The following is a 24822-nucleotide window of genomic DNA, read 5'->3' as shown; positions in this document are numbered from 1 at the left end:
GAAATGGGCCTGGTGTGCCGGTGGACGGTAGAGCTAGCCCCACCCCCGAACAATTGCCGCGCACCGGACATCTCACTCCCCAGCAGACCAAGAGGAGGCTCGCATGTTCGCAGCAGGGGTCGCCGCGCTGACGGCCGCGTCCACGCTCCTGGGCGGGTTGCCGCCCGACATGTTGTCCCTGGAGAAGCACCCGCCCGCCAGGCAGTGGGAGACCTACACCGTCAAGAACTCCGCCACGCAGCCGCTCCGGCTCGACCCCTGCCTGTCCTACCGGCGGCGGGACGGCGGCCGGCTGGAGGCGCGGGCCGTCCTGTACTCCAGCGAGGACGAGATGAAGTACGAGCAGCTCGTCGTCTACCGGAGCGTCCGGCACGCCAAGGACGCCATGCGCGTCCTGCGCGCGGACCTGCGGCGCTGCGCCGACGTGGGCAAGGGCGTCAACCGCCGCCGCTACTTCACCAAGCCCCTGGCCGTGGGCGACGACGGCCTGCGCGCCGGCGGCCGGTTCTTCGAGAGCGGCGAGCACGCGGTCGCGGTCAGGCGCGGCGCGGCCCTCTACATCGCCGGCGAGTCGGCCTGGCCCACCAAGAGCCTGCCGCTCAAGGGCTTCCGGGGGCTGATCGACCAGGCGCGCCGGATGACCGTCAAGGTCTGCCGCCTGCCCGAGGCCGCCTGCTAGAGCACCCCCACCCGCCGCTTGAAGGCGGACGGGTCGAAGGAACCGCCCAGCGTGACGCCCAGCCCCTCGCGCGCCAGCCGGGCGAACGCCTCGCGGCCGAGTCGCCCGGCCCCTTCGGGCAGCACTCCCGCCAGCGGCCGCGCGGCCAGCATCTCCAGGTCGGCGACGGTGCTCCGCTCGGTGATCCCGGCCTCCCGCGGCCAGCGCCCGATCACCACGCCCGCCGGGTCGAGCCCCCGGTGCGCCAGCGCCTCCAGGGTCAGCGCCGTATGGTTGAGCGCCCCGATCCCGGCCCCCGCCACGACCAGCACCTGCGCGCCCACCAGCCGGGCCAGGTCGGCGATCGTCGCGCCGTCCTCGTCGAAGCGCACCAGCAGGCCGCCGGCGCCCTCCACGACGACCAGCCGGTTGCTCTCGGCCAGCTCCTCGACGAACCGGGCGGCGGCGGTCAGCGACACCGGCGGCACCCCGGCCACCCGCGCTGCGGCGGCCGGGGAGAGCGGCTCGGCGAAACGCGCCAGCTCGAACGTGGTGCTCGCCCCGGAGAGCCGGATCACCTCGTCGAGGTCGTGCCCGCCGCCGGTCTGCGCCGGCTTCACCACGGCGACGGACGCCCCCCGCTCCCTGGCCAGGGCGGCCACCGCGGCCGTGACGACGGTCTTGCCCACGCCGAAGTCGGTTCCGGACACGACGAGAACGCTCATCGTCCCAGCCTAGAAGCCGCCGCCCGCCGTCCCGGTCAGGGACGCCGCAGGCGCGTGACGAACTTGTACCGGTCGCCGCGGTAGAGGGACTGCGCCCACTCCACCGGGTTGCCGTCGGCGTCGAAGGCGTGGCGGGTCAGCAGCAGCATCGGCAGGCCGACGTCCACGCCGAGGGCCTTGGCGTCGTACGGGGTGGCGAGGACGGTCTCGATGATCTCCTCGGCGTCCGTGAGCCGTACGTTGTAGGCGTTGTGCAGCGTCTCGTACAGGGAGGCGTGCACCTCCAGCTCCCGCCGCAGGCGGGGGAAGCGCCGGGCGGACAGGTGGGTGGTGTCGATCGAGACCGGCTCGCCGTTGGCCAGCCGGAGCCGGTGGATGCGCAGCACCCGGCCGCCGGGGTTGATGGCCAGCCGCCGCGCCAGGGCCTCGTCCGCGGTGATGTAGCCGATCTCCAGGATCTTCGTGTCCGGCTCCAGGCCCGCCGTGCGCAGGTCGCCGATGTAGGAGGTGAGCTGGAGCACCTGCGCCACCTTCGGCTGGGCCACGAACGTGCCCTTGCCCTGGATGCGCAGCAGCCGGCCCTCCACGACCAGCTCGGTCAGCGCCTGGCGGACGGTGGTGCGCGAGGTCTCGAACCGCACGGCCAGCGTGCGCTCGGGAGGCAGGGCGGTGCCCGCGGGCAGGCTCTTGGTGAGCTCCAGAAGACTGCGTTTCACGTCGTAGTACTTGGGAACGCGGGGGCCGTCGTCGGTCACGCTCTCACCTTCACTTCTGGCACGGCGGTGAGGGCGTGTCTGATCACCGCGAGATCATCGGAACTCATATCGGCCCGAGCGGTCAACCACCTGGGAGGACGGCATATCCGCACGGAGCGCGCACACCGCCAAGTACGCGCGAATCCGGGCAGCTCAGACTGATTGTGAAGGATATCCACAGCTGCGTGCGCGATCGCAACCGAGGCCGGTGTCAGGCCCGCGTCGTCGAGGAGCCACCCGCCCGTGTCGATCACCTCCGGCAATGCCCGTGAAGCGCCGTCATGGGGATCGAGCGATCCCGCCGTGTGACGGTTCTCACAGTACGAGATTCCCCGAAAGAGGCGCCGGGTGCACGGCGACGCACCCGTGCCGCGTCCTTCCTGGCCGGGAGCTGCGCATTCGATCAGGGGGTCGGTTTGGCTGTTGGCGGCGAAAGCACGCATGATGCACTCGTGCCGACTCTCAGCGACCTCGTCGCCCGCCACACCGCACTCGACGAGGCGGACCTCGACTGGCTGCACTCGCTGGTCTCCGACTGGCAGCTGCTGGCCGACCTGTCCTTCGCCGACCTCATCCTGTGGGCGCCGCTGCTCGGTGAGAACGGCTGGATCGCCATCGCCCAGATGCGCCCCACCACCGGCCCCACCGTCTACCACGACGACATCGTCGGCAGCGTGGCCGCCAAGGGCGAGCGCCACCTCATCGACACCGCCTGGAACGAGCGCCGCATCTGCCGCGAGGGCGATCCCGACTGGTCCACGGGCGTCCCGGTGCGCGAGGAGACGATCCCGGTGCGCCGGGCGGTCGACAACGGCGAGGGCCGCTTCCTCGGGGTGATCCAGCGCTCCACGAACCTGTCCTCGGCCCGCACGCCGTCCCGGCTGGAGCTGACCTACCTGCAGAGCGCCTCCGACCTGGCGCAGATGGTCGCCGAGGGGCGCTTCCCGTTCTCGGGGGAGGAGCCGATCCTGGTCCGCTCGCCGCGCGTCGGCGACGGCCTGCTGCGGCTCGACCGGGCCGGACGGGTCACCTACGCCTCGCCCAACGCGTTGTCGGCCTACCGGCGGCTGGGCCTGCACGCCGACCTGGTCGGCGCCGAGCTGGGCCGGGTGACGGCGACGCTGTGCTACTCCGACGAGCCGATCAACGAAGACCTGATGATCGTGGCCAGCGGGCGCGCGGCCAAGGAGACCGAGGTCGAGTCGGGCGGCACGATCGTGCAGCTCAGAGCCATCCCGCTGATCGTCGGCGGCGGCCGCATCGGCGCGCTCGTCCTCATAAGGGACGTCACCGAGCTGCGGCGGCGCGAGCGCGAGCTGATGACCAAGGACGCCACGATCCGCGAGATCCACCACCGCGTGAAGAACAACCTCCAGACGGTCGCCGCGCTGCTGCGGCTCCAGGCGCGGCGGCTCCAGGTGCCCGAGGGCCGCGAGGCGCTGGAGGAGGCCGTGCGCCGCGTCGGCTCGATCGCCATCGTGCACGAGACGCTGTCGCACGCGCCGGAGGAGTTCGTCGACTTCGACGAGATCGCCGACCGGGTGATCGCGATGGCGGGCGAGGTGTCGGCGGCCGAGGCGGCGGTCACGCCGCGCCGGGTGGGCGCGTTCGGCGTGCTGCCCTCGCTCATCGCCACGCCGCTGGCCATGGCGCTGACCGAGCTGTTGCAGAACGCGTTGCAGCACGGGCGCCCCAAGCGGATGGAGGTGCTGGTCGAGCCCGCCCCCGACCGGCTGAACGTCACCGTCTGGGACGACGGGCGCGGCCTTCCCGCCGACTTCGACCTCGACAAGTCCACCAGTCTGGGGCTGCAGATCGTCCGCACGCTGGTGGAGGGGGAGCTGTCGGGCAAGCTCACGATCGAGCCGCGGGAGGGCGGCGGCACGCACGTCGGGTTGTCGATCCCGTTGCCGTCCGCCTGAGAGTCCGCCGGGCCGGGCGACCGTCTTCGAGGGCGGCGCCCGGTCCGTGCGAGCCTGGCCGCCGCGTGCGCGACGCGGCGGGGTCTTGGCGGAAACGTCGATCACGCCAAGCTGGGCGGCTCCTGCGGGGAAGGCAGGGTCGAGCGGAGGTGAACAGATCAGGCGAGATGGATCAGGGGGCAGATCAGGCGGAGGCGCGGGCGCGGGCGCGGGCGGTGCGGCGCTTGAGTGCGCGGCGCTCGTCCTCGCTCAGGCCGCCCCAGACGCCGGCGTCCTGTCCGGACTCCAGCGCCCACTTCAGGCAGGCGTCGACGGCCGGGCAGGACCGGCAGACCTGCTTGGCCTCTTCGATCTGCATCAGGGCAGGGCCGGTGTTGCCGATCGGGAAGAACAGCTCGGGGTCCACGTCACGGCAGGCAGCTCGGTGGCGCCAGTCCATGCGTCCACTCCTTAGTAGATGGAACCTTTGGTCGGCTCCGTGCGGCTACTACTTTGTGAAGAGTTTCACTAACTCGCGCGAACAATTACCCGGATCCAGGTGTTGGACCGGGGTTGTCCGCCTGACGACCGGAGGGCCTTGGGGTTGTTAAAGGTCCTACGTTCCGACGTCAGTCTTGAGCCTTCCAGCCACGGAGAGTGCACGCAAGGGGGTTGGGGCGAAGTTTTGGCGGTTATGGATGTCGGATGCGTCACACAATGACCGAATGTAACCAGCTAGACCAGAACTTGTAACGCGTTCGGGGTAGACCGGAACGTTACGGATTCGCGTTCGCCCAGGTAGTCCCCGTCCAGCTGGAAGGCCACGGGACGGTCGGCGGCGAGGGTGAACTCGGCCTCGTCGTGCAACTGGACGAGGTGTTTCCCGGACGGGACGGCGTCACTCTCCGTGAGGATCTGCCGGATCAGCCCGGCGATCTGGACGGGCCCCATCCGCCGCAGCCCGAGCAGGTCGAGCCCGGTCTCGAAGCTCGCCCACGGCGTCGGCGTCACCGGCTTGGCCCCCAGGTACGTCCACGGCGAGGTGTTGGAGATGATCGCCATGAACACGCCCTCGGCGGCCGGGATGCCCGGCCCGGTCAGGGTCATCGGCGCGTGCCGTTTGTCCGTGGCCAGATAGTGCCGCAGAGCCGTGTTCACATACCGGGCGGGAGTTGCCTTGCGCCCCGTGCCCCGCAGGCCCTCCACGGCCCGTACGACCTCGGCGTCGTACCCCATGCCCGCGCAGAACGTGAAGTACCGGCTCTCTCCCTCCCAGAGCGCGTGACCCAGGCCCACGGTCCGGCGGCGGTCCTCTCTCAGCGCCTCCAGGACCGCGCCGGTGGCCTCGACCGGGTCGTTCGGCAGGCCGAGGGAGCGGGCGAACACGTTCGCGCTGCCGCCGGGGATCACGATGAGGCCGGGACGGCCCGAGCTCGGATCGTCGGCCGGCGGGACGTCGTGGCCGTTGACCGGGTTGAGCAGGCCGTTGACCGTCTCGTTGATCGTGCCGTCGCCGCCGAGCACCGCGACCACGTCGAAGCCCTTGGCGCGGGCCGTGGCCGCCAGCGTCGCGGCGTGCCCCCGGTAGCCGGTCTCCTCCACCGACAGCTCCACGGCCGCGCCCAGCGCGCGGATCAACACGTCCCTCGTGCGGGCGTTGGTGGTGGTGGCCTTGGGATTGACCAGCAACATTGCGCGCATATCGCCAGCGTAGTCGCTGATCGCCGACCCGCTCGGGGTGGGGGAACATCCCCGGCCGGACCGGACCCGGGGGCGGATAGGGTTCAGCTGTGTCGAAGCGTCCGTGGAGTTTGCTCGTCGCCGCCGTCGTCGTGGCCCTGGAGGGGCTCATCGCGCTCGGGCTCGGGATCTACGTCGCGGTGGAGTCGGTGGTGAGCACACCTGACAGTCTCACCACGGCCATCGCGGAGTCGGCCTTCGGGCTGCTGATCGGGGCCGGGCTGCTCTGGGTCGCCTGGGGCGGCCTGCTGCGGGCAGAGCGGTGGGGGAGGTCGCCGGGCGTGCTGGCACAGATCTTCCTGCTGCCCGTCGGGGTCACGCTCATCCAGTCGGACCAGCCACTGATCGGCGTGCCGCTGATCGTGGTCGCCCTGACCGGGCTGGTGGCGCTGCTCGCGCCCCCCACCACCCATGCTCTCTACGGGGACGGTTAGTCCTCCGCGGTCAGCCCCTCGCGCAACTGGGCGAGGGTACGGGCCAGCAACCGGGACACGTGCATCTGCGAGATGCCCAGCTCGGTCGCGATCTGCGACTGCGTCATGTTCCCGAAGAACCGCAGCAGCAGGATGCGCTTCTCACGCGGCGGCAGCCGTTCGAGCAGCGGCTTGAGCGACTCGCGGTACTCGACGCCCTCCAGCGACTCGTCGACGATGCCCAGCGAGTCGGACACCGCGGGGGCGTCGTCGTCGCCGGAGTCGGGCGCGTCGAGGGACACCGTGGAGTAGGCGTTGGCCGACTCCAGGCCCTCCAGCACTTCCTCCTCGGTCATCTTGAGGTAGGAGGCCAGCTCGGCGACCGTGGGCGCGCGGCCCTCGCGCTGCGACAGGTCGCTGATCGCCTTCGTCAGCGAGAGCTTCAGCTCCTGCAGGCGGCGCGGCACCCGGACCGCCCAGCCCTTGTCGCGGAAGTGCCGCTTGATCTCGCCGACGATGGTGGGCGTGGCGTAGGTGGAGAACTCCACCCCGCGCTTGAGATCGAACCGGTCGATCGACTTGATCAGCCCGATCGTGGCGACCTGGGTGAGGTCGTCGAGCCACTCGCCGCGGTTGCGGAAGCGGCGGGCCAGGTATTCGACCAGCGGAAGGTGAAGCTCGACCAGCTCGTCCCTGATGCGCTGGCGTCGCGGTTCCTCGGGACCCAGCTCGGCCAGCTCGGCGAAGAGCAAGCGGGCGCGAACCCTGTCGGGCACGGCGTGTTCGCTGGTGGCCATGGCTCCAGTCCTTTCCGTCACGCCGGCCTCGCTGCGCCTCGGCGCTTACGCAGGACGATCGCCATGCGGTCGGGGGAGTCGGTCACGGCGTCGACGTCGTCGGCCAGGGCGGTCAGCACCATCCAGGCGAAGTCGTCGCGCTTGGGGGCGGAGCTGCCGACGGTGGCCACCTCGACGCTGACCTTCATCACGTCGCCGGTCAGCTCGAACTCGGCGGTCAGGTCGGTGCCCGGAACCGCCTCGCTCAGCAACATGGCGCACGCCTCGTCGACCGCGATGCGCAGATCTTCGATCTCGTCCAGGGTGAAGTCAAGCCGGGCGGCCAGGCCGGCGGTGGCCGTGCGCAGCACCGACAGGTAAGCACTCGCGGCGGGGAGCCTGATGCTCACCACGTCGCGGATGCCCGCTACACCCTCCGCACGCGTCTCGGTTTCCTCGGTCACGTTCCTCCTCGCGTTTCCGACGCCAACTGCAACTTACCGCCCCCGGGAGGTCCTTGGCGGATTCAGACTCGCCATCAACGGAAAAGGCTCTGTGCGGTCTGGACCGCACAGAGCCTTTTATGCCGTTTAGGCGGCCTTGGTCTCCCAGAAGATCTTGGAGATCTCGTCGATCTTGGCCAGGAGCTCGTCGGCCTTGCCGCCGTCGACGGTGCCCTTGGCGGCCGCGGCGCCGGCCAGCTTGGTGGCCTCCCAGAAGAGCTGGTGCAGCTGGGGGTACTGCTCCAGGTGCGGCGGCTTGAAGTAGTCGGTCCAGAGCACCCACAGGTGGTGCTTGACCAGCTCGGCCCGCTGCTCCTTGATGATGAGCGCGCGGGTGCGGAAGACCGGGTCGTCGCTGGCCTCGTACTTCTCCATGATCGCCTTGACCGACTCGGCCTCGATCCGGGCCTGGGCGGGGTCGTAGACCCCACAGGGCAGGTCGCAGTGGGCAGAAGCGACATGCTTGGGTCGTAGCAGTCGTGCGAGCATCAGAAAGTCCTTCCTTGATGCTGAATCAGCTTGGTCCACAACCGACCTTACTCGGGTCCCAACGCCTGTGGAGTAGGGGGTCTCTGCCCATGAGAGTGCGTGTCGAGGGCGATTCGATGCGTCCGGCGCTGGTCCCCGGCGACTGGCTCCTGGTCCGCCGGGGAGCCGCCGTCCATCCGGGTGACCTCGTCGTGGCCCGGCTGCCCGGCGACCCCGATCAGCTCATCGTGAAACGCGCCCAGTGGCACGGCGAGGGCGGCTGGTGGCTGGAGAGCGACAACCAGCGCGCCGGCGGCCGCCGCGACAGCTGGGACTTCGGGCCGGTCGAGGAGATCGTCGGGCGCGTCGTGCTGCGTTACTGGCCGCTGGTACGCCGCAGATGACCACGCCGACGCCCCCTCAGCCCTCCTGGGCGCTCCTGCGGCGCCGGTAGGCCGCCACGTTGGCGCGCGTGGCGCAGCGGGGGGAGCAGTAGCGGCGGGAGCGGTTGGAGGAGGTGTCGAGGAAGGCGCGGGCGCAGCGCGGCTCGTGGCAGCGGCCCAGCCGGTCGGCGCCCACCTCGGCGACGACGGCCGCCAGGCCCATCACCGCGCTGGCGGCGGAGTCCTCGGCCAGGTGGAGGTGCCAGCCCTGGCCGTCGTGGTCCGACAGCCGCGGGTGCACCGGATAGCGCACGAGCAGGGCGTTGAGGCGCTCGGCGACGGCGTGCGCGTCGCCCGCGACGTCGAACACGGCGGCCAGCTCGGCGCGCAGGGCGGTGAGCTCAGGGGGAGGGGCGGGATCGTTGATCAGGCGGACCGCCCACTCTGCGTAAGAGGTCAGGTCCATGCGGGAGTATTACACGAGTCGCCGGGCCCCCGGCGCCTCCGGGGGCCCGCACGGCTCACTCCTCCGGGTGCAGCACCCGGTGCAGGAACGCGCGGGTGCGCTCCTGCTGCGGATCGCCGATCACCTGGGCGGGCTCGCCGTCCTCGACGACGACGCCGCCGTCCATGAAGACCACCCGGTCGGCCACCTGGCGGGCGAAGCCCATCTCGTGGGTGACCACGAGCATGGTCATGCCCTCCTCGGCCAGCTTGCGCATGACCGTGAGCACGTCGCCGACCAGCTCCGGGTCGAGCGCGGAGGTGGGCTCGTCGAACAGCATCAGGTCGGGGTTCATGGCCAGCGCCCTGGCGATGGCCACCCGCTGCTGCTGCCCGCCGGAGAGCTGGGTGGGGTAGGAGTCGCACTTGGCGCCGACGCCCACCTTCTCCAGGTTCTCCCGGGCCACGACCTCGGCCTCCCGCCTGCCGCGCTTCAGCACGCGCTGCTGGGCGATCATGACGTTCTGCAGCGCGGTCATGTGCGGGAACAGGTTGAACTGCTGGAAGACCATCCCGATGCGGCGTCGTACGGCGTCGATGTCCACGTCGGGGTCGGTCACCTCCACGCCCTGCACGAACACCTTGCCCTTGGTGGGCTCCTCCAGCAGGTTCACGCAGCGCAGCAGCGTGGACTTGCCCGAGCCGGACGGCCCGATGACGCACACCACCTGGCCCGGCTCGACCGTCATGTCGATGCCCTTGAGCACTTCGTTCCTGCCGAAGTACTTGTGCAGCTCTCGTAGCTCGATGGCGTGCGTCATTGGCTCCTCCGCTTACGCCCCTCAAGCCGGGACGCGAGGTAGCCCAGCGGGATCGTGACGATCAGGTACGTCACGCCGGCGACCATGATGGGCGTGGCGTTGGCGTACTGGGAGGCCAGGTCGTTGCCGAACTTGGCCAGCTCGACGTACTCGCCGGAGACGCCCAGGAACAGCACCAGCGACGAGTCCTTGAGCAGGGACACGAACTGGTTGGTGGTCGGCGGGATGACCATGCGGATGGCCTGCGGGATGACCACCGTCACCTGCGCCCTGGTCGCGGACATGCCGAGCGACCTGGCGGCCTCCGTCTGGCCCTTGGGGACCGCCTGCAGGCCCGCCCGGAAGACCTCCGCCTGGTAGGCGGCGCCGACCAGGCCGAGGCCCAGGATGCCCTGTCCGTACGTGCCGAACGGCACCTCGAACCCGGGCAGCGCCAGCGGCAGGAAGGTGATCATCAGGAAGATGAGCAGCGCTGGCAGGCCGCGGAAGATCTCGATGTAGATGGTCGCGATCCACCGGTACGGCCGCACCTGCGACAACCGCATGAGCGCGAGCAGCAGCCCGAGCACGAACGAGAAGACGAAACCGCCCACCGTGTAGATGATCGTGTTGCGCAGCGCGATCGTGAACAGGTCGGGCAGGGCCTGCTTGGCCACGTCGACCTTGGCGAAGTTCTGGGCGAGGCTGGCCCAGTCGGCGTACAGGACGACAGCGACGAGCGCGGCGGCCAGCACGACGTACTGGACGGCCCGCGTGATCCGCTGTTTCTTCCGAGGGCTGAGCCCGGTACGGCCGGGCTCAGCGATCTTCGGCTGGTCGGCCATGGATCAGCCCAGCTCGCCGGGCTTCTTGCCGAACCACTTCACGTAGATCTTCTCGTAGTTGCCGTCCTGCTTGGCCTTGGTGATCTCTTCGTTGATCGTCTTGAGCAGGGTCGGGTCGGCGCCCTTCTTCAGGCCGATGCCGTACTGCTCGCCGGTGTCCAGGCTGGCGATCAGCTCGAACTTCTCGGCGATCTCGGGCTTCTTCAGCCAGGTCAGCACCACGGGAAGGTCCTGGACGATCACGTCGGCCTGCCCGGCCTGCAGGGCCAGCAGCTCCTTGGCCGAGTCGGCGTACTCGGTGGGGTTGAAGCCCTGCTTCTTGACGTAGTCGAGGCCCGTCGTGCTGGCCTGCGCGCCCAGCTTGAGGTTCTTGGCCTTGACGTCCTCAAGGGACTTGGCGCCCGAGCCCTTCTTGGCCAGCAGCGCCTGGGTGGCGTCGAAGTAGGGCTCGGAGAAGTCGATGTTCTGCTTGCGCTCGTCGGTGATCGTCATGCCGGCGGCGGCCACGTCGCACTTGCCCGCGGCCATGGCGGCGCCACTCTTGATCACCGCGAAGTCGATGTCCACGATGTTCTGGGTCACGCCGAGCTTCTTGGCGGCGAGGTCGACGATGTCCACGTCGAACCCGACGATCTTGCCGCTGTCGTCCTTGAACTGGAACGGCTCGTACGGGATGTTCGTGCAGACCGTGAGCTTGCCGGGCTGGACGAGCTTCACGCCGCCGGCCGCGGAGGCGCTCGCGCCGGTCGTGCTGCCGGAGGAGCCTCCGGTGTCGCTGCCACAGGCGCTGAGGGCGAGAGCGGCGGTCAGGGCGAGCGCGCCGACAGCGTAGCCACGGCGGCCCTTGGGGCTGAGGGCCATGTACGGCCTCCTCGAAAGAGTTATGCCACGTAACTTGCGTTTTGTGCAGTTTAAATGGGGTTTAGCTGCGGTCCGTCATCCCGCGTTTAACAATGCGTCAACGGAACGGCGTCGGCTCCGACACCATCGACCATCTCACCATGTGGCACTATGGGGAGACGGGTGACCCCCGTAACCCCTCAGAGACGACCGACGAGGGGGAGCTTGGCAGCTACCGAAGCCAGCCCACTCGCGCTCGTACGCCGAAGGTCTCTTCCGCTCCGATGAATACAGGGGTCGCTGTGTCTGCCACGCCCGCTTCTGCTTCCGTCGAACCGCTCGACCTCGATCCGGCCTTCGCGCTCCACCGCGGGGGCAAGCTGGAGGTCCGCTCGACCATTCCCGTCCGCGACGCCGACGACCTGTCGCTCGCCTACACGCCCGGCGTCGCCCGGGTCTGCACCGCCATCGCCGAGACGCCTTCGCTGGTCAACGACTACACCTGGGTCTCCAACGTGGTCGCCGTCGTCACCGACGGCACCGCCGTGCTCGGCCTGGGCGACATCGGGCCGTCGGCCGCCATGCCGGTCATGGAGGGCAAGGCGCTGCTGTTCAAGGAGTTCGGCAACGTCGACGCCGTCCCGATCTGCCTCGACTGCACCGACGTCGACGCGCTCGTCGAGACCGTCGTGCGCCTCGCGCCGTCGTTCGGCGGCGTCAACCTGGAGGACATCAGCGCCCCGCGCTGCTTCGAGGTCGAGGACCGGCTGCGCGACCTGCTCGACATCCCCGTCTTCCACGACGACCAGCACGGCACCGCCATCGTCGCCCTGGCCGCCCTGCGCAACGCCGCCCGCCTGACCGGCCGCGCGCTCGGCGACCTGCGGGCCGTCGTGGCCGGCGCGGGCGCGTCCGGCGTCGCCGTCACCCGCATCCTGCTGGGCGCCGGCATCGGCGACATCGCGGTCGCCGACTCCAAGGGCATGATCTACGAGGGCCGCGAAGGGCTCAACCCGGTCAAGGAGGCCCTGGCCCGCGAGACCAACCGGGCCGGCCACACCGGCTCCACCGAGGAGGCCCTGGCCGGCGCCGACGTCTTCCTCGGGCTGTCCGGCTCGACCGTCTCCGAGGCGGCCATCGCGTCCATGGCGCCAGACGCCATCGTCTTCGCGCTGTCCAACCCCACCCCGGAGGTCCATCCCGAGGTGGCCGCCAGGCACGCCAGGGTGGTCGCCACCGGGCGCTCCGACTTCCCCAACCAGATCAACAACGTCCTGGCCTTCCCGGGGGTCTTCCGCGGCGCCCTCGACGTGCGGGCCACGACGATCACCGAGAACATGAAGGTGGCCGCCGCCGAGGCGCTGGCCGCCGTCGTCGGCGACGACCTCTCGGCCACGTACGTCATCCCGAGCCCGTTCGACCGGCGGGTGGCCCCCGCGGTGACCGCCGCCGTGGCCGCCCAGGCCCGCGCCGACGGCGTCGCGCGCGCCTGATCCACCGTCACGAGCGGGGGCCGGTCGGCCCCCGCTCGCTCGTTCTCCCGCTTCCGCCCAGGTCAGAGGGCATTGCGGTTTCCCGCCCGCCGCATGGGTAGGTGAGTTCCCCGTCCAGGTGAGCCGGTTCCAGATCCTGAGCCCGAGCAGGACTGGCGAAGGGATTGCGATGGAGTTCGCGTGACCTTTGGGAACTGTCGAAAACCCTTTACGCAACGTGCTATAAAAATAGCTCTCTGTAAGGATGTGGGCGCCGACTCCTGTGACGAGGAGAGCGATGGAACGCGAGCCTAACCGACTGCTCCAGCAGCTCATCGCGGAGGCGGGTTTCTCCCACAAGGGATTGGCCAGGCGCCTCAACGACCTGGGAGCCGCGCGCGGCACCCCGGGTCTGAAGTACGACCACAGCTCTGTGCTGCGGTGGATCGGGGGTCAGAAGCCACGGGATCCCGTCCCGTGCCTGCTCACGGAGATATTCGCGCTGCGGCTCGGCCGCCCGGTGAGCTCGGAGGACCTGGGCATGCCGACCAACGTCACGCCCCTCGATCTCGGTCAGGAGTTCACCCACACGTGGCAGGAGGGGGTCGCGACCGTGACGGCGTTGTGGCGGGCCGACGTGGAGAGGCGGAGGTTTCTGATCGACTCCACCTTCGCGATCGGCGCAGGATCCGTCGGAGCCATCCGCTGGCTGACGGCGCCTCCAGAAGGGCGTCCCAGCGGCACCGGGGCGCGCCGGGTGGGCAGGGCCGACATCGCCGCGATCCACGAGGTGACCCGGTCCTTCGGCGAGCTCGACAACCGCTTCGGCAGCGGCCGGGTGCGCTCGTCCGTCGTGAAGTACCTCGACACCGCCGTCTCCCCCCTGCTGAAAGACGGCAGCTACGGGGAGTCCACCGGCAAGCAACTGGCCGTCGCGGCCGCCGAGCTGACCCGCCTGGCCGGCTGGATGGCCTACGACATGGAGCAGCACGGCCTGGCCCAGCGCTACCTCATCCAGGCCCTCCGCCTGGCCAGGGGCGCCGACGACCACACCCTGGGCGGCGAGATCCTGGCCGGCATGGCCCACCAGGCGATCTACATGGGCCAGCCGGCCCACGCCCTCGACCTGGCCAGGGCCGCCCAGCTCGCGGCCCGGCGGGCCGGCGTCCAGACCCTGCTGGCCTCCGCGCAGGTCCTGGAGGCCCACGCGCACGCGGGCCTCGGCGACCCCAGATCCTGCGGGGCCTCCCTGCACCAGGCCGAGCTGGCCTTCGACGCCCGCAGGCCCACCGAGGAGCCGCGCTGGCTCAGCTACTTCGACGAGGCCTACCTGTCGGCCAAGTTCGCCCACTGCTTCCGCGACCTGGGGGAGGGCGAGCGCACGGTGCGGCTGGCGCGGCGCTCCCTCGACATGGACACCCGGTACGTGCGGGGGCGGATGTTCAACCTGTCCCTGCTGGCGGCCGGGCTGCTGGAGAGCGGCGAGCTGGAGGAGGCCTGCCAGGCGGCGGGCAACGCGCTGGCGCTGGCGGGGGAGCTGCAGTCGGCGCGGTCCCGGTCGTACGCGGCGGACCTGCGGCGGCGGTTGGAGCCGTACAAGAACGAGCGGGCCGTGATGGCGTTGCGGGAGCGTACGCGCGAGCTCACGTCCGTGTGACGGCTCCGGGACCGGTTCCGGGGTGGCTTCCGGGGCCGGTTTCCGGGTGGTTTGCGGGTGGTTTCCGAGGCCGGTCTCCGGGCGGTTTGCGGGACCGGTTCTGGGGTGGCTTTTCTGGCGGGTGAAGCCCCGGGCCGCCCTTCGGCGGGCCCGGGGCTTCGGCGTCGTCAGTTGAGCAGTTCGCCGTTCGGGCCGACGATGCTCTTGGTCTCGGCGTAGTTGGCCTTGTTGTAGACGTCGGCCACCTCGCCGTCGAAGTAGGCGGAGCTGACGAAGTCGATCCGGTCGTTGCCGTCCTGGTCGTGGAACATGCTCGTCACGCCGTTGACGTAACCGGTGCGCTTGCCGTTGTCGTACTTCATGAGCCAGGGGCCGCCGTCGGCGCCGGGGGTCATGGAGCACTTGAGCACCTGGTGCTCCTCGACCCGGAAGGTGTTGACCTGGTACGTCTTGGTGCCGGTCGTGCCGGAGCACCACTTGGGGGTCACGCCGGTGTAGGGCTTGTCGCCGTCGGGGTGGGGGGCGGCGGGGTAGCCGAAGACGGTGACCTTCTGGCCGCGCGGCTGGTTCCACGCGAACCCCTGCCCACCGACGACGTCCCCGAGCCGACCCATGTCCTTGGCGACGCCGATGAAGTAGTGGTCGCGGAAGTAGCGGACCGTCTTGCCCGCCTTGACCCACTGCTTGATGTAGTAGTGCGTCTCGAACCAGCCGGTCTCGTTGCCGTTGGCGTCCTTGGTGACGGTGAGCTTGCCGAGAACCTTGCCGTCCGCCTTGTCAGCCGCGAGCTTCTTGTACGCCTCCTGGCTGATGGACGTGGGGCCGACCTTCTCGTACTGCTCGCCGTTCTTGTCGTCCGCCGTGCCCTTCGGGGCCTTGTCGTAGTCGGCTTCGGTGACCTCGACCTTGGTCAGGGCTTTGTCGCCCTTGTAGTCATGGCCGACCTTCTCCGGGGTGACGTCGAAGTCCTTCGACCAGTACGGTCCCGCGGAGCCGTACTTCTCGCGACCGGTGTCGTACTCGTCCTTCTTGACCTCTTCCTGGTCGATCCACTTGTCCCCGCCCCACGCGGTGAACTCGCTCTTGCTGACCTCTTTGCTGCCGGTCAACGAGAAGCCGTTGTGGACCGCGACGAAGGCGAAGTCGCCGTCATAGTCGTCGTAGGTGTCGAGGTCGTAGGCCGTGAAGGCGTAGGCGCCGACGTAGACGCCCCAAGGAGCCTTGCCCTGGTAGTAGCCGGGCACGAAGATCCACTTGGCGTAGACGTCCTTGCCGGTCTCGTACACGCAGTGGCCGGCGGTCGCCACGAGGTTGCGGTGGCGGGCCTGGATGGAGGTGGCCGAGCACCAGCGGTAGCGGCCCGCGTGGTCGACGAAGAACACCTTGCCGATGGTCTTGGGCAGGTTGACGTTCTTGCTGGCCGTGGGCTTCGGCGTGCCGGTGGGAGCGGTCAGGCCGGGCTTGCCGTCGGGGGCGCCGTCCTTGCTCTGCGTGGCGACCAGCTTGGAGACGTTCTTGGCGTCCCAGTAGTACTGCGTCGCCTTGCGCAGGGCCGCGCCGTTCGCGCCCAGCCAGAACTTGGCGGTGCTGTACGCGTCGGCGGGCTTGGGCATCAGGTTGTCGCTGACCCAGTCGGGGGCGGCGCTGGACGGCTGGGCAAGGAGTGCGGCGCTCAAGCCGGCGGCGGCGAGGGGGATGAGCAGGCGCTTCAAGGGAGGCTCCACGAAGTTGTCAAGAAGGGCGTCAAAACCCTATCGACCCTCTTGTCGCTCTGGTAAGGGATCGTCTCAGTTTTCGCCAGAAAAGGCCGAAGGGCCCGGCAAATGCCGAGCCCTTCGGGTGAAGCTAGGTTGAGCGGAGGTTTGGACCCTCAGCCCGGTTTCCGTCCGAAGATCAGCTGTCGGCCTTCGGAAGGATGGTGCCCGACCACACGTTCGCCGCGGCGGCGTAGACCGAGTTGGTCTCACCGTCGAAGTACGGCGAGGACATGTAGTCCCAGCGGTCGTTGCCGTCCGTGTCGTACAGAACGCTGGTCACGCCGTTGACGTAGCCCATGCGCTTGGCGTTGCTGTACTTGAGGAGCCACGGGGCGCCGTTGTAGCCGCCGGTGACGGCGCACTTCAGCGACACGTGCTCTTCGATCTTCAGGCTCGGGACCTTGGTCGCCTTCGCGCCGGTCTTGCCGTAGCACCACTTCGGCGTAACGCCGGAGTAGGGCTTGGAGCCGTCGGGGTGCTTGGCGTAGGGGTAGCCGAAGGTACGGACGTACTTACCGGTCGGCTGGTTCCACGCGAAGCCCTGGCCGCCGACGTTGTCGCCGAGGCGACCGGCGTCGGTGAGCGCGTACTCCTTGACGAAGTAGCTCTCCACCCAGTAGCGGGTCTGAGCGGTGCTCTTGACCCACTTCTTGATGTAGAACTGCTGCTTGAACCAGGCGGTGACGTTGCCGTTGGCGTCCTTGGTGACGGTGAGCTCACCGAGGAACTTGCCGTCGCCCTTGTCCTTGACCAGCTGGTCGTAGTCTTCCTTGCTGATCGAGATCGGCTTGCCGGTCATGCCGACGAACTTGGCGTTGTTCTCGAGGCTGTCGGGAGCAGCGTCGTACGTGCTCTTGGTGACCTCGACGCCGGTCAGCTTGACACCCTTGTAGCCCTCGGGAGCGAGGTACTTCGTGATGTTCTCAGCCGCGTCGGACGGCTTCGCAACCGTCTCGATCTTGGGGTCGACAGCCTTGGACTTGAACGGGCCGTTCTCGCCGTACTGCTTGACACCGGCCGCGTACTCTTCCGCGGTGATCGTCTTCTCGTCGACGTACTTCGGACCCTTGTAGGCCTCGTACTCGCTCTTGTTGACCTGCGAGACCTTGCCCGCAGCGCCGTGGACACCGTTGTAGACGGTGACGAACGCGTAGTCGCGGTCGAAGTCCTCGTAGTTCGAGAAGTCGTAGTGCGTGAAGGCCTGCTTGCCGACGTAGATGCCCCACGGGGTCTTGCCCTGGTAGTAACCCGGGACGAACACCCAGCGGGAGACGACCTCGTCGTTGGCGGCGATGTCGTACACGCAGTGACCAGCCGTCGCAACCAGGTTGCGGTAGTTCGACTGGATGGAGGTGCCGGAGCACCAGTACAGCTTGCCGTCGCGACCCTCGAAGAACACCTTGCCGATGGACTTCGGCAGGTTCACGTTCTGCGACTTGACCGTGGTGGTCTTCTCGGCGCCGATCGGCGGGGTGGAGCCGGGCTTGCCGTCAGCGACGTACCCGCCCTTCTGCACGATCTTCTTGACGTCCTTGTTGTCCCAGTAGTAGGCCGTGGCCTGCCGCAGGGCAGCGTTGTCGGACTTGGTCCAGAAGTCCAGGATCTCGGCGGCCTTCTGCTGGCTGGCAGCCAGAGCAGCAGCGTCGACGTCCGGGTCGGCCTGGGCGGCACCGGCGAGACCGGCAGCCAGCAGACCAGTGGCCAGAATGGCGCCACCGGCGGGGAGGAGGATGCGCTTCAAGGTAACTCCTTGCGCTGTCGTGGAACGCCTCTTGCGTCCCATGCGTCAGTAAAGGGATAGCCAGGAACATACAGTGTCGATCTTGAGCTCGGGTAGCCGCTTTGAGAGGAAAAGATGCGACAAGCCGGGCGTTATCGTTCTGTGATGTTTAGGTCCCTGTTGCGTAGGAGTCGGCGGAAGTCGGGCTTCAGGCTGTTTGCCCTGATCAACATAAAGAAGGTGTGAGCCGGTTCAGCGGGGCTCGCGGTCGTCCTTGATCCGGGCCGCTCGGGGAGTGTGACGCAGATCACATTAGGTTGATGGCACCGTTTCGGCGTCGCATGCGTCCAAACGCCTTCACATTCCGGCCCGGAAAGGCCGAAGGGCCCGGCGGATGCCGGGCCCTTCGGTTGCTGACGGTTCATACGAGCGGTCAGGACCGCCCGTCGGAAGCCGTCATTCAGACGATCTTGCCGGACCAAACGTTGGCAGCGGCCTTGTAGACGACGTTCGTCTCACCGTCGAAGTACGGCGAGGAGATGTAGTCCACGCGGTTGTTGCCGTCCTGGTCGTTGAAGGTGCTGGTGACACCGTTCAGGTAGCCCAGGCGCTTGGCGTTGCTGTACTTGAGGAGCCAAGGGCCACCGTCGGCGCCCTCGGTCATGGCGCACTTGAGCGCCACGTGCTCCTCGATCTTCTTGGCGGCCGAACCGACCAGCTTCTTGGTGGTCTTGCCGTAGCACCACTTCGGCGTGACGCCGGTGTAGTTCTTGTGACCGTCAGGGTGCGCCGAGGCCGGGTAGCCGAACACGCGGACGTCCTTGCCGGTGGGCTGGTTCCACGCGAAGCCCTGGCCGCCGACGTTGTCGCCGAGGCGGCCGTAGTCCTTGGCGGAGATGTCGACGACGTAGTAGTCCTCGACCCAGTACTTGATCTGAGCGGTGGACTTGATCCACTTCTTGATGAAGAACTGCTGCTTGAACCAGGCGATCTCGGACTTGCCGTCCTTGCCGAGCTGGGCGCGGACCTCGCCCATGAACTTGCCGTCAGCCTTGGCGGCCTTCAGCGAGTCGTAGTCCTCCTTGCTGATGGGGACCTCGGTGCTCAGGCGCTCGAACTTGGCGTTGTTGTCGAACCCGGTCGGAGCCGCGGTGTACTGCGACTTGTAGACCTCGGCGCCGGTGAGCTGGACACCCTTGGTGGGGCCCTCGCCCTTGATGTAGGCGTCGACGTTCTTGGCCGTCACGTCATCCGGCTTGGCAACGGTCTCGACCTTGGGGTCGACAGCCTTCGACTTGAAGGGGCCGTCCTGGCCGTACTTCTCGTAGCCGGCGTCGAACTCTTCCTTGGTGATCGTCTTCTCTTCGACGTAGCCGACGCCGCCCTTGGCCACGTGCGACTTGTACTCGCTCGGCGTGACCTTGGTGGTCTTGCCGCTGAGCGAGACGCCGTTGTACACGGTCACGAACGCGTAGTCGCGGTCGTAGTCCTCGTACACGTCGAAGTCGTAGTGGGTGAAGGCCTGCTTGCCCACGTAGATGCCCCACGGAGCCTTGCCCTGGTAGTAACCGGGGACGAAGACCCACTTGGACATGACGTCGGCGTTGGCGCCGGTGTCGTAGACGCAGTGGCCGGCCGTGGCGACCAGGTTGCGGTACTTCGACTGGAGCGAGGTGGCGGAGCACCACTTCTTCTCGCCCTTGCCGTTGACGAAGAACACCTTGCCGATGGTCTTCGGCATGTTGACGTTCTGCGTCTTGGCGGTGGTCTTCTTCTCCTCACCAATCGGGGCAGTGGTGCCCGGCTTGGTGTCGGCGCTGTAGCCGCCCTTGCTCTGCAGCTTGGCGACGTCCGCCTTGTCCCAGACGTTGGACTCGGTGGCGGCCCGGAGGGCGGCACCGTTGTTCTCGGCCCAGAACTGGGCGATCGCCTTCGCGTTGGCCGCGCTCGCCGCCATCGCGTCGGTGGAGATGTCGCTGTCGGCCGAGGCCGTACCGGCGAGGCCGGCGGCCAGGAGGCCGGTAGCCAGGATGGCGCCACCGGCGGGGATGAGGATGCGCTTCAAGGGAACTGCTCCTTGGTCTGTCGTGGGTCGCAACATGCGTCCCATGCGTCAGTAAAGGGATAGCAAGGAACATAGCCAGTGATCTCCGCAGGTGAAAGCCGTTCTGAGGGGATCGGTAAGGGGCGTTTCCCCCGTTACCGTGCTGTTATCTGTCAGAGGCTTTGTCGTGACGTTACCGGAAGGTGATGTTTTCGCTGGCCCTGGAGGGGATTTGGCGGTCGGGACGAAAGTTCCGTTAGCGGGTGGTTGCGCTGTGTGATCGGATGAATGTGATCTAGATCACAGGAACCGTTTTGGAGTCCCATCCGTCTAACTCGGCCTGCCACTCACAGGTGATCTTCAGGTTCGTGTCAGGATCCCTCAGAATTCGACAATCTGCCCGATTCTGTGGGTGGCTTCGGCGCAACCTGCCCCGCGTGCTATATGGCTGTCTGGGGTATTTGTCGTTTTTGGGCATGGCGAAGCGAGGGGCGGCGGCAGCCGCGACCCGGGAGCGTCAGGGGAGAAGGATGGTGCGCACCGTCCGCCAGGAGGCTGCGTCGGCTGCGTTCAGCAGGCCCGGCTTGGGGAGGGACGGGCTGTACGGGGTGGCGTCGAGGTGGCGGGCGGCGCCGCCGGCCTCCGTCAGCAGCAGGACGCCCGGCGCGTGGTCCCAGGGGAGCGTCCGGTGGAACAGCAGGAAGTCCTGGTCGCCGTTCAGGAGGCGGGGATAGTCGACGCCGGCGCACTTCGTCCCCGGGGTGAGGGCGGCGAAGCGGGGTTCGGCCGCCGCCACGTGGGCCTTGGCGCCGTCGTCCAGGAAGCGGGTGAGGACGGCGCCGCGCAGCCGGGCGGGGTCGGCGGGAGGCGCGGCGCGGTGCACGGGGATGCCGTTCCGCCAGGCGCCGGAGCCGAGCTCGGCGACGTAGACGTCGTCCTCGGCCGGCCGCACGATCCAGGACGCCACCGTCTGGCCCGACCGGACCAGGGCGGCCATCACCGCGTACTCGGGGCGGCCCGCGACGAAGTTGGCCGTGCCGTCCAGGGGGTCGACCAGCCAGGCGGTGGGGGCGTCGTGCAGGGCGGACAGCAGCGCGGGGTCGGCGGAGGCCGCCTCCTCGCCGACGACGGGGGCGTCCAGGAGGTCGCGGAGGCGGCGGCTGATCAGCTCCTCGGCCTCGCGGTCGGCCACGGTGACCACTTCGCCCGGCGCCTTCTCCGAGACGTCCCCGGCGGCGAGGGCGCGGAACCGGGGGAGGATCGCGATCTCGGCGGTCTCGCGGAGGATGTCGGTCACCGCGTCGATCAGCATGGGTCTCACCCTAGACATCGGGTGCTATGGGGCTGAATGCGGCCTTCGTCCGTTGGGGCGGTTGATCGGGCATGGATGGGAGACGTGCCGGTTCGGGCAGCAGATCACGCCGGTCGTCAGGAACCGGCCGCTCTGGAGCCATTCGCCCCACTGCACGTCGACGCCTCGGGGGAGCAGGTCGAGGGCCGTCGCCAGTCGTTCCCCGAGAGGGATCCCCTCGGGCGGTTGGAGCTGGTCGCGCGTCTTGCCGTACTCGGCCGCCAGCCACCTGGTCGCCGGCTCGGGGGTCTCGAACGTGGCCGCGATGCGCGTCGCCGGCTTGGCCAGCCAGTCGCCCGTACGCATCGGGGGGAGCGGCGAGGCGGGGAACTCGGGGGAGCCGGGGCGGCGTTCGGCCTCTCTTGCGCGCTCGGCGCCGCTGCCGGTCCACAGGTAGGCGTGCCAGTGCATGGTGCTCTCCTGTGGACGGCGGCGCCGCCCCTGCTCGTTTCGGTCCTGGGGCCTTGATTTCGGGCAGGGGCCGGCTGTGGCGGGCTCGGCTAGATGGTGGCGATTCCGGCGGCGCGCAGTTCGGTGCCGGTGAAGCGGAGCGTCCCGGCGTCGGGGTTCTTGGAGTCGCGGAGCGCGTAGGCGTCGTCGATGCCGGGGATCTGGGCGATCAGGACGCAGGTCTCCACGTGCTCGCCCTGTGGGCCGTCGCCGCGGAGCTGGGTGAAGGGCACGTCATCGAGGCTGCCGCCGTACAGGTCTGTCATGAGTGCTTCCTTTCGTCTCGTCAGCGGCCCGCGGGGGGGATCGCCGGGAAGATACAAGCACTAGACATGATAGGACCTCTCCATACCTTGAACGAGGTAGTCATTTGTCCTCGTAGGTTCTGCGTCCCTTAGCGTTTTTCTATGGCCTTGGTGGACAAAAGCGATCGCATCGACCATGTCGGGCCGAACCTGGTGTGGCGGCAGGTGGCGGAGGACGTCGAGAACGACATCGCCTCCGGCCTGCTGGCTCCCGGCGCCAAGCTGCCCGCCGAGCTGGAGCTGGCGAGCCAGTACGGCGTCTCCCGGGTGACGGTCCGCCGCGCGGTCAAGGATCTGGCGGAGCGCGGCCTGCTGGTCGTCGTCCACGGGCGGGGGACGTTCGTGTCGCGCGGTTCCGCGTGAGGGCTGGCGCGGGAGATCGCCACGGGGGCGCATGCAGCCCCGGACGTCGGCGAGCTGACGATCGCGTTCGAGCGCACCAGCGCGTCGAAGTGTCCGGTCAGCTTCGACGTGCACGGGTACTTCCAGGGGCTGCCGCCGGGCGAGCAGACGATCCAGTACAGCCTCGTCGGCGCAGGGGAGTGGAAGACGCTCGTCGTGCCGGCCAAGTGGCTGATCGTCCACCGGGCGTTGTTGGAGACCGTCACGTGGGAGTCGGCGCCGGAGCCGGGTGAGTACTCGGTGCAGATCGAGCTCAACCAGGCCGACGGCCCGTCGCCCGTACGGCCAGTGGGGGCCCGATTGCCGAGCTGGCGGCCGACGCGCAGCCTGGCCATCGAGGTCCAGACCATGACCGGCGGTCAGCTCAAGGCTCTGCTGGCCACGCCCAATCCGGCAGGCTGGGTGCTGACCCCGTCCGCCGGGCTGCGCTACACCCTCGGCGGCGGGAAGGTCATGTCGATGACGCTCGACGGGGCGCCGGTGAGCGCCACGCAGGAGATCAAGGTCGCGGGCGCCTGGAGCCTCATCGCGGGCTTCGACGGCTGGCCGCGCTGGGAGGGGGCGACCACGTACACCGGCGGGCCGGACGACACCGGGGCGCTGGCGAGCTACCTGGCCGCTCATTCGCCGGTGACGGCGCCGGCGGGCGACCACGTCACCGTCCGCTAGTCAGCGGGCCGGCCGTGCGGCCGTCGTGGTCACCGGCTGCGGACGCGGGGACGGCGTGGTCACCGGCTGCGGACGCGGGGACGGCGTGGTCACCAGCTGCGGACGCGGGGGCGGCGGCGCATGCGTTCCAGCATCGCCTCGTTGAAGGCCGCGGACACGGACGCGAACTCGCCGTTCTCGACGGCTCGGTCGACGTACGCCTTGACGTGGGGGTCGAGGGTGATGGTGACCTCCGGGGCCGTCGTGGCGGGAGCGGTCGCGGGCTCGTCCTGGTCCTCGGTCATACCGACATCTTGCGCCACAAGGGCTGGCGAATCACGCCCCGAAACGCTGCGGATTCGACAGACGGCACCAGGGCCGTGGCCACGGCTTCGCGGGGGAGCAGGTGGGGACAGGCGGGGACAGGTGAGGGCCCCGGCGGCAAGGAGCAACGCCGGGGCCCTCTCTCCCCTGGTGAGGGCTTACTTGTAGAGCTCTCCGTTAGGCCCCACGATCTTCCCCGACGGGAAGTTGGTGGCCGCCTTGTACACGGCCGCCGTCTCGCCGTCGAAGTACGGCGAGGTGATGTAGTCGATGCGGTCGTTGCCGTCCTGGTCCGCGAAGGTGCTGGTGACACCGTTCACGTAGCCGAGGCGCTTGGCGTTGCTGTAGTTCAGCAGCCACGGCCCGCCGTCGTAGCCGGGGGTGACGGCGCACTTCAGGCCGACGTGCTCCTCGATCTTGAGCCAGGACGCGCCCACGGTCTTGGCCGTCGTCTTGCCGTAGCAGTGCTTCGGCGTGACGCCGCTGTACGGCTTGTTGCCGTCGGGGTGCGGGGCCGCCGGGTAGCCGAAGGTGCGGACGAACTTGCCCGTCGGCTGGTTCCAGGCGAAGCCCTGGCCGCCCACGGCGTCGCCGAGCCGGCCGGCGTCCTTGGACAGCAGGATGTAGTAGTGGCCGCCCCAGGCGCGCTTCGGGCCGCTGAAGCGCTCGAAGTCCTTGCGGTCCACCTGCTTCACGCCGTCGAACTGGATGCCGTTGTAGACGGTGACGAACGCGTAGTCGCGGTCGTAGTCCTCGTAGTTGTCGAAGTCGTAGTGGGTGAAGGCCTGCTTGCCCACGTAGATGCCCCAGGGGGCCTTGCCCTGGTAGTAGCCCGGGACGAAGACCCAGTTGGACAGCGTGTCGCTGTTGCTGTCCGTGTCGTACACGCAGTGGCCGGCGGTGGCGACCAGGTTGCGGTTGCCCGACTGGATGGAGGTGGCCGAGCACCAGCGGAACTTGCCGGAGCCGTCGACGAAGAAGACCTTGCCGATGCTCTTGGGCAGGTTCACGTTCTGGGACGCGCCGGCCTTCTGGGCGCCGGTCGGCGCGGTCATGCCGGGACGGCCGTCGGGGTCGTAGCCGCCCTTGGAGACGACCTTCCGCACTTCCTTGGAGTCCCAGGTGTACTGCGTGGCCTGGCGGAGGGCGGCGCCGTTGGAGGCGATCCAGAAGGAGGCGATCGAGGCGGCCTGGGAGTTGCTGCCGGCCATCGGGTCGTTGGAGACACCGCCGTCGGCCTGGGCGGTGGCGGAGAGCCCGGCGGCCAGAAGGCCGGTCGCCACGACCGCGCCGCCGACGGGGAGGAGGATTCGCTTCAAGGTAACTCCAAGTTGCGCTGAGAGGAGGCGCCTCTTGCACCCCGAAATTCAGCAAACGGACGACCCGGAACCTATACCGCTGACTGGGCGAATGGAAATTTTCGGTAGATCGTGTCAGCGCT

27 protein-coding genes are annotated in these 24822 nt (G+C 68.8%); 8 read left to right on the top strand and 19 right to left on the bottom strand.

The window, feature by feature from the left end; translation table 11 throughout:
- Positions 1 to 103 precede the first annotated feature (103 nt).
- Entirely contained in the window at positions 104 to 679 is a 576-nt protein-coding gene (locus ACIBST_RS46200; RefSeq protein ID WP_397179810.1) for a hypothetical protein, read from the top strand.
- Here ACIBST_RS46200 and bioD read toward each other — a convergent pair.
- The gene (gene bioD / locus ACIBST_RS46195) at positions 676 to 1383 is read right to left on the bottom strand and encodes a dethiobiotin synthase (RefSeq protein WP_397179809.1); all 708 of its coding nucleotides are present in this window, start codon (positions 1381 to 1383) and stop codon (positions 676 to 678) included. The genes ACIBST_RS46200 and bioD overlap by 4 nt on opposite strands.
- 35 nt (positions 1384 to 1418) lie before the next feature.
- Positions 1419 to 2138: a GntR family transcriptional regulator gene (locus tag ACIBST_RS46190; RefSeq protein ID WP_090772855.1), complete on the bottom strand. Its 720-nt coding sequence runs from the start codon at positions 2136 to 2138 to the stop codon at positions 1419 to 1421.
- A gap of 452 nt (positions 2139 to 2590) precedes the next feature.
- Between ACIBST_RS46190 and ACIBST_RS46185 the strand changes: the two genes are divergently transcribed.
- Positions 2591 to 4060: a histidine kinase N-terminal domain-containing protein gene (locus tag ACIBST_RS46185; RefSeq protein ID WP_357985039.1), complete on the top strand. Its 1470-nt coding sequence runs from the start codon at positions 2591 to 2593 to the stop codon at positions 4058 to 4060.
- 184 nt (positions 4061 to 4244) lie between these two features.
- Here the strand turns inward: ACIBST_RS46185 and ACIBST_RS46180 are convergent, their stop codons facing one another.
- Both ACIBST_RS46180 and ACIBST_RS46175 read right to left on the bottom strand, forming a co-directional pair.
- Positions 4245 to 4499 carry a WhiB family transcriptional regulator gene (locus ACIBST_RS46180; protein WP_113705541.1) on the bottom strand — a complete coding sequence of 85 codons (255 nt, stop codon included), beginning with the start codon at positions 4497 to 4499 and terminating at the stop codon, positions 4245 to 4247.
- A 275-nt stretch (positions 4500 to 4774) separates the two neighbouring features.
- Entirely contained in the window at positions 4775 to 5740 is a 966-nt protein-coding gene (locus ACIBST_RS46175) for a diacylglycerol/lipid kinase family protein (RefSeq protein ID WP_397179808.1), read from the bottom strand.
- An 89-nt stretch (positions 5741 to 5829) separates the two neighbouring features.
- Here ACIBST_RS46175 and ACIBST_RS46170 point away from each other — a divergent pair, with 89 nt between their 5' ends.
- Positions 5830 to 6213 (top strand): hypothetical protein, encoded by a 384-nt coding sequence (locus tag ACIBST_RS46170; protein WP_397179807.1) that lies wholly within the window; start codon positions 5830 to 5832, stop codon positions 6211 to 6213.
- Here the strand turns inward: ACIBST_RS46170 and ACIBST_RS46165 are convergent.
- The 3 genes from ACIBST_RS46165 to sodN form a co-directional block, all read right to left on the bottom strand.
- On the bottom strand, positions 6210 to 6989 hold the full coding sequence (locus ACIBST_RS46165; protein ID WP_352322896.1) for an RNA polymerase sigma factor SigF: 780 nt from the start codon (positions 6987 to 6989) through the stop codon (positions 6210 to 6212). The two genes, ACIBST_RS46170 and ACIBST_RS46165, sit on opposite strands and share 4 nt — an antisense overlap.
- A 17-nt stretch (positions 6990 to 7006) precedes the next feature.
- Positions 7007 to 7432 (bottom strand): anti-sigma factor, encoded by a 426-nt coding sequence (locus ACIBST_RS46160; protein ID WP_352352342.1) that lies wholly within the window; start codon positions 7430 to 7432, stop codon positions 7007 to 7009.
- A gap of 126 nt (positions 7433 to 7558) precedes the next feature.
- Entirely contained in the window at positions 7559 to 7960 is a 402-nt protein-coding gene (gene sodN / locus ACIBST_RS46155) for a superoxide dismutase, Ni (protein WP_352331376.1), read from the bottom strand.
- Between the two features lie 89 nt (positions 7961 to 8049).
- On the opposite strand from sodN, the gene ACIBST_RS46150 reads away from it, so the two are divergent.
- Positions 8050 to 8343: a S24 family peptidase gene (locus ACIBST_RS46150; RefSeq protein ID WP_352331378.1), complete on the top strand. Its 294-nt coding sequence runs from the start codon at positions 8050 to 8052 to the stop codon at positions 8341 to 8343.
- A gap of 16 nt (positions 8344 to 8359) precedes the next feature.
- On the opposite strand, the gene ACIBST_RS46145 is transcribed toward ACIBST_RS46150, so the two are convergent.
- From ACIBST_RS46145 to ACIBST_RS46130, 4 genes are read right to left on the bottom strand one after another with little or no spacing between them, the layout of a single operon-like run.
- Positions 8360 to 8788 carry a CGNR zinc finger domain-containing protein gene (locus tag ACIBST_RS46145; RefSeq protein WP_397179806.1) on the bottom strand — a complete coding sequence of 143 codons (429 nt, stop codon included), beginning with the start codon at positions 8786 to 8788 and terminating at the stop codon, positions 8360 to 8362.
- Positions 8789 to 8843: 55 nt separating this feature from the next.
- The gene (locus ACIBST_RS46140; protein WP_397179805.1) at positions 8844 to 9587 is read right to left on the bottom strand and encodes an amino acid ABC transporter ATP-binding protein; all 744 of its coding nucleotides are present in this window, start codon (positions 9585 to 9587) and stop codon (positions 8844 to 8846) included.
- Positions 9584 to 10411 (bottom strand): amino acid ABC transporter permease, encoded by an 828-nt coding sequence (locus tag ACIBST_RS46135; protein WP_397179804.1) that lies wholly within the window; start codon positions 10409 to 10411, stop codon positions 9584 to 9586. Before ACIBST_RS46135 ends, ACIBST_RS46140 begins: the two co-directional genes overlap by 4 nt.
- 3 nt (positions 10412 to 10414) lie before the next feature.
- The gene (locus ACIBST_RS46130; RefSeq protein ID WP_364391396.1) at positions 10415 to 11272 is read right to left on the bottom strand and encodes an ABC transporter substrate-binding protein; all 858 of its coding nucleotides are present in this window, start codon (positions 11270 to 11272) and stop codon (positions 10415 to 10417) included.
- 263 nt (positions 11273 to 11535) lie between these two features.
- On the opposite strand from ACIBST_RS46130, the gene ACIBST_RS46125 reads away from it, so the two are divergent.
- Both ACIBST_RS46125 and ACIBST_RS46120 read left to right on the top strand, forming a co-directional pair.
- Positions 11536 to 12744 (top strand): NADP-dependent malic enzyme, encoded by a 1209-nt coding sequence (locus ACIBST_RS46125; RefSeq protein ID WP_352352337.1) that lies wholly within the window; start codon positions 11536 to 11538, stop codon positions 12742 to 12744.
- 277 nt (positions 12745 to 13021) lie between these two features.
- Positions 13022 to 14380 carry a hypothetical protein gene (locus tag ACIBST_RS46120; protein ID WP_397179803.1) on the top strand — a complete coding sequence of 453 codons (1359 nt, stop codon included), beginning with the start codon at positions 13022 to 13024 and terminating at the stop codon, positions 14378 to 14380.
- Positions 14381 to 14547: 167 nt separating this feature from the next.
- On the opposite strand, the gene ACIBST_RS46115 is transcribed toward ACIBST_RS46120, so the two are convergent.
- The 6 genes from ACIBST_RS46115 to ACIBST_RS46090 form a co-directional block, all read right to left on the bottom strand.
- Complete coding sequence (locus ACIBST_RS46115) at positions 14548 to 16092, bottom strand: hypothetical protein (protein WP_397179802.1); 1545 nt, start codon at positions 16090 to 16092, stop codon at positions 14548 to 14550.
- A gap of 181 nt (positions 16093 to 16273) precedes the next feature.
- Positions 16274 to 17878, bottom strand: coding sequence for a hypothetical protein (locus ACIBST_RS46110; protein WP_397179801.1), 1605 nt, complete (start codon positions 17876 to 17878; stop codon positions 16274 to 16276).
- A gap of 439 nt (positions 17879 to 18317) precedes the next feature.
- The gene (locus ACIBST_RS46105) at positions 18318 to 19922 is read right to left on the bottom strand and encodes a trypsin-like serine peptidase (RefSeq protein WP_397179800.1); all 1605 of its coding nucleotides are present in this window, start codon (positions 19920 to 19922) and stop codon (positions 18318 to 18320) included.
- A 496-nt stretch (positions 19923 to 20418) separates the two neighbouring features.
- Positions 20419 to 21213: an inositol monophosphatase family protein gene (locus tag ACIBST_RS46100; RefSeq protein WP_397179799.1), complete on the bottom strand. Its 795-nt coding sequence runs from the start codon at positions 21211 to 21213 to the stop codon at positions 20419 to 20421.
- 24 nt (positions 21214 to 21237) lie between these two features.
- Entirely contained in the window at positions 21238 to 21663 is a 426-nt protein-coding gene (locus tag ACIBST_RS46095; RefSeq protein WP_397179798.1) for a hypothetical protein, read from the bottom strand.
- An 89-nt stretch (positions 21664 to 21752) separates the two neighbouring features.
- Positions 21753 to 21968: a DUF397 domain-containing protein gene (locus ACIBST_RS46090; RefSeq protein WP_397179797.1), complete on the bottom strand. Its 216-nt coding sequence runs from the start codon at positions 21966 to 21968 to the stop codon at positions 21753 to 21755.
- A 150-nt stretch (positions 21969 to 22118) separates the two neighbouring features.
- On the opposite strand from ACIBST_RS46090, the gene ACIBST_RS46085 reads away from it, so the two are divergent.
- On the top strand, positions 22119 to 22370 hold the full coding sequence (locus tag ACIBST_RS46085) for a GntR family transcriptional regulator (RefSeq protein WP_397179796.1): 252 nt from the start codon (positions 22119 to 22121) through the stop codon (positions 22368 to 22370).
- A gap of 108 nt (positions 22371 to 22478) precedes the next feature.
- Positions 22479 to 23078 carry a hypothetical protein gene (locus ACIBST_RS46080; protein ID WP_397179795.1) on the top strand — a complete coding sequence of 200 codons (600 nt, stop codon included), beginning with the start codon at positions 22479 to 22481 and terminating at the stop codon, positions 23076 to 23078.
- A gap of 89 nt (positions 23079 to 23167) precedes the next feature.
- Here ACIBST_RS46080 and ACIBST_RS46075 read toward each other — a convergent pair whose 3' ends face one another.
- The gene (locus ACIBST_RS46075) at positions 23168 to 23362 is read right to left on the bottom strand and encodes a hypothetical protein (protein WP_397179794.1); all 195 of its coding nucleotides are present in this window, start codon (positions 23360 to 23362) and stop codon (positions 23168 to 23170) included.
- Between the two features lie 177 nt (positions 23363 to 23539).
- On the bottom strand, positions 23540 to 24700 hold the full coding sequence (locus tag ACIBST_RS46070; protein WP_352352326.1) for a hypothetical protein: 1161 nt from the start codon (positions 24698 to 24700) through the stop codon (positions 23540 to 23542).
- Positions 24701 to 24822: the final 122 nt, after the last annotated feature.

Origin of the sequence: Nonomuraea sp. NPDC049684 (genome assembly GCF_044465345.1) — a bacterium.
Taxonomy (GTDB): Bacteria; Actinomycetota; Actinomycetes; order Streptosporangiales; family Streptosporangiaceae; genus Nonomuraea.
The sequence above is the reverse complement of the archived record's forward strand: the minus strand, read 5'-3'. Positions and strand labels throughout refer to the sequence as shown.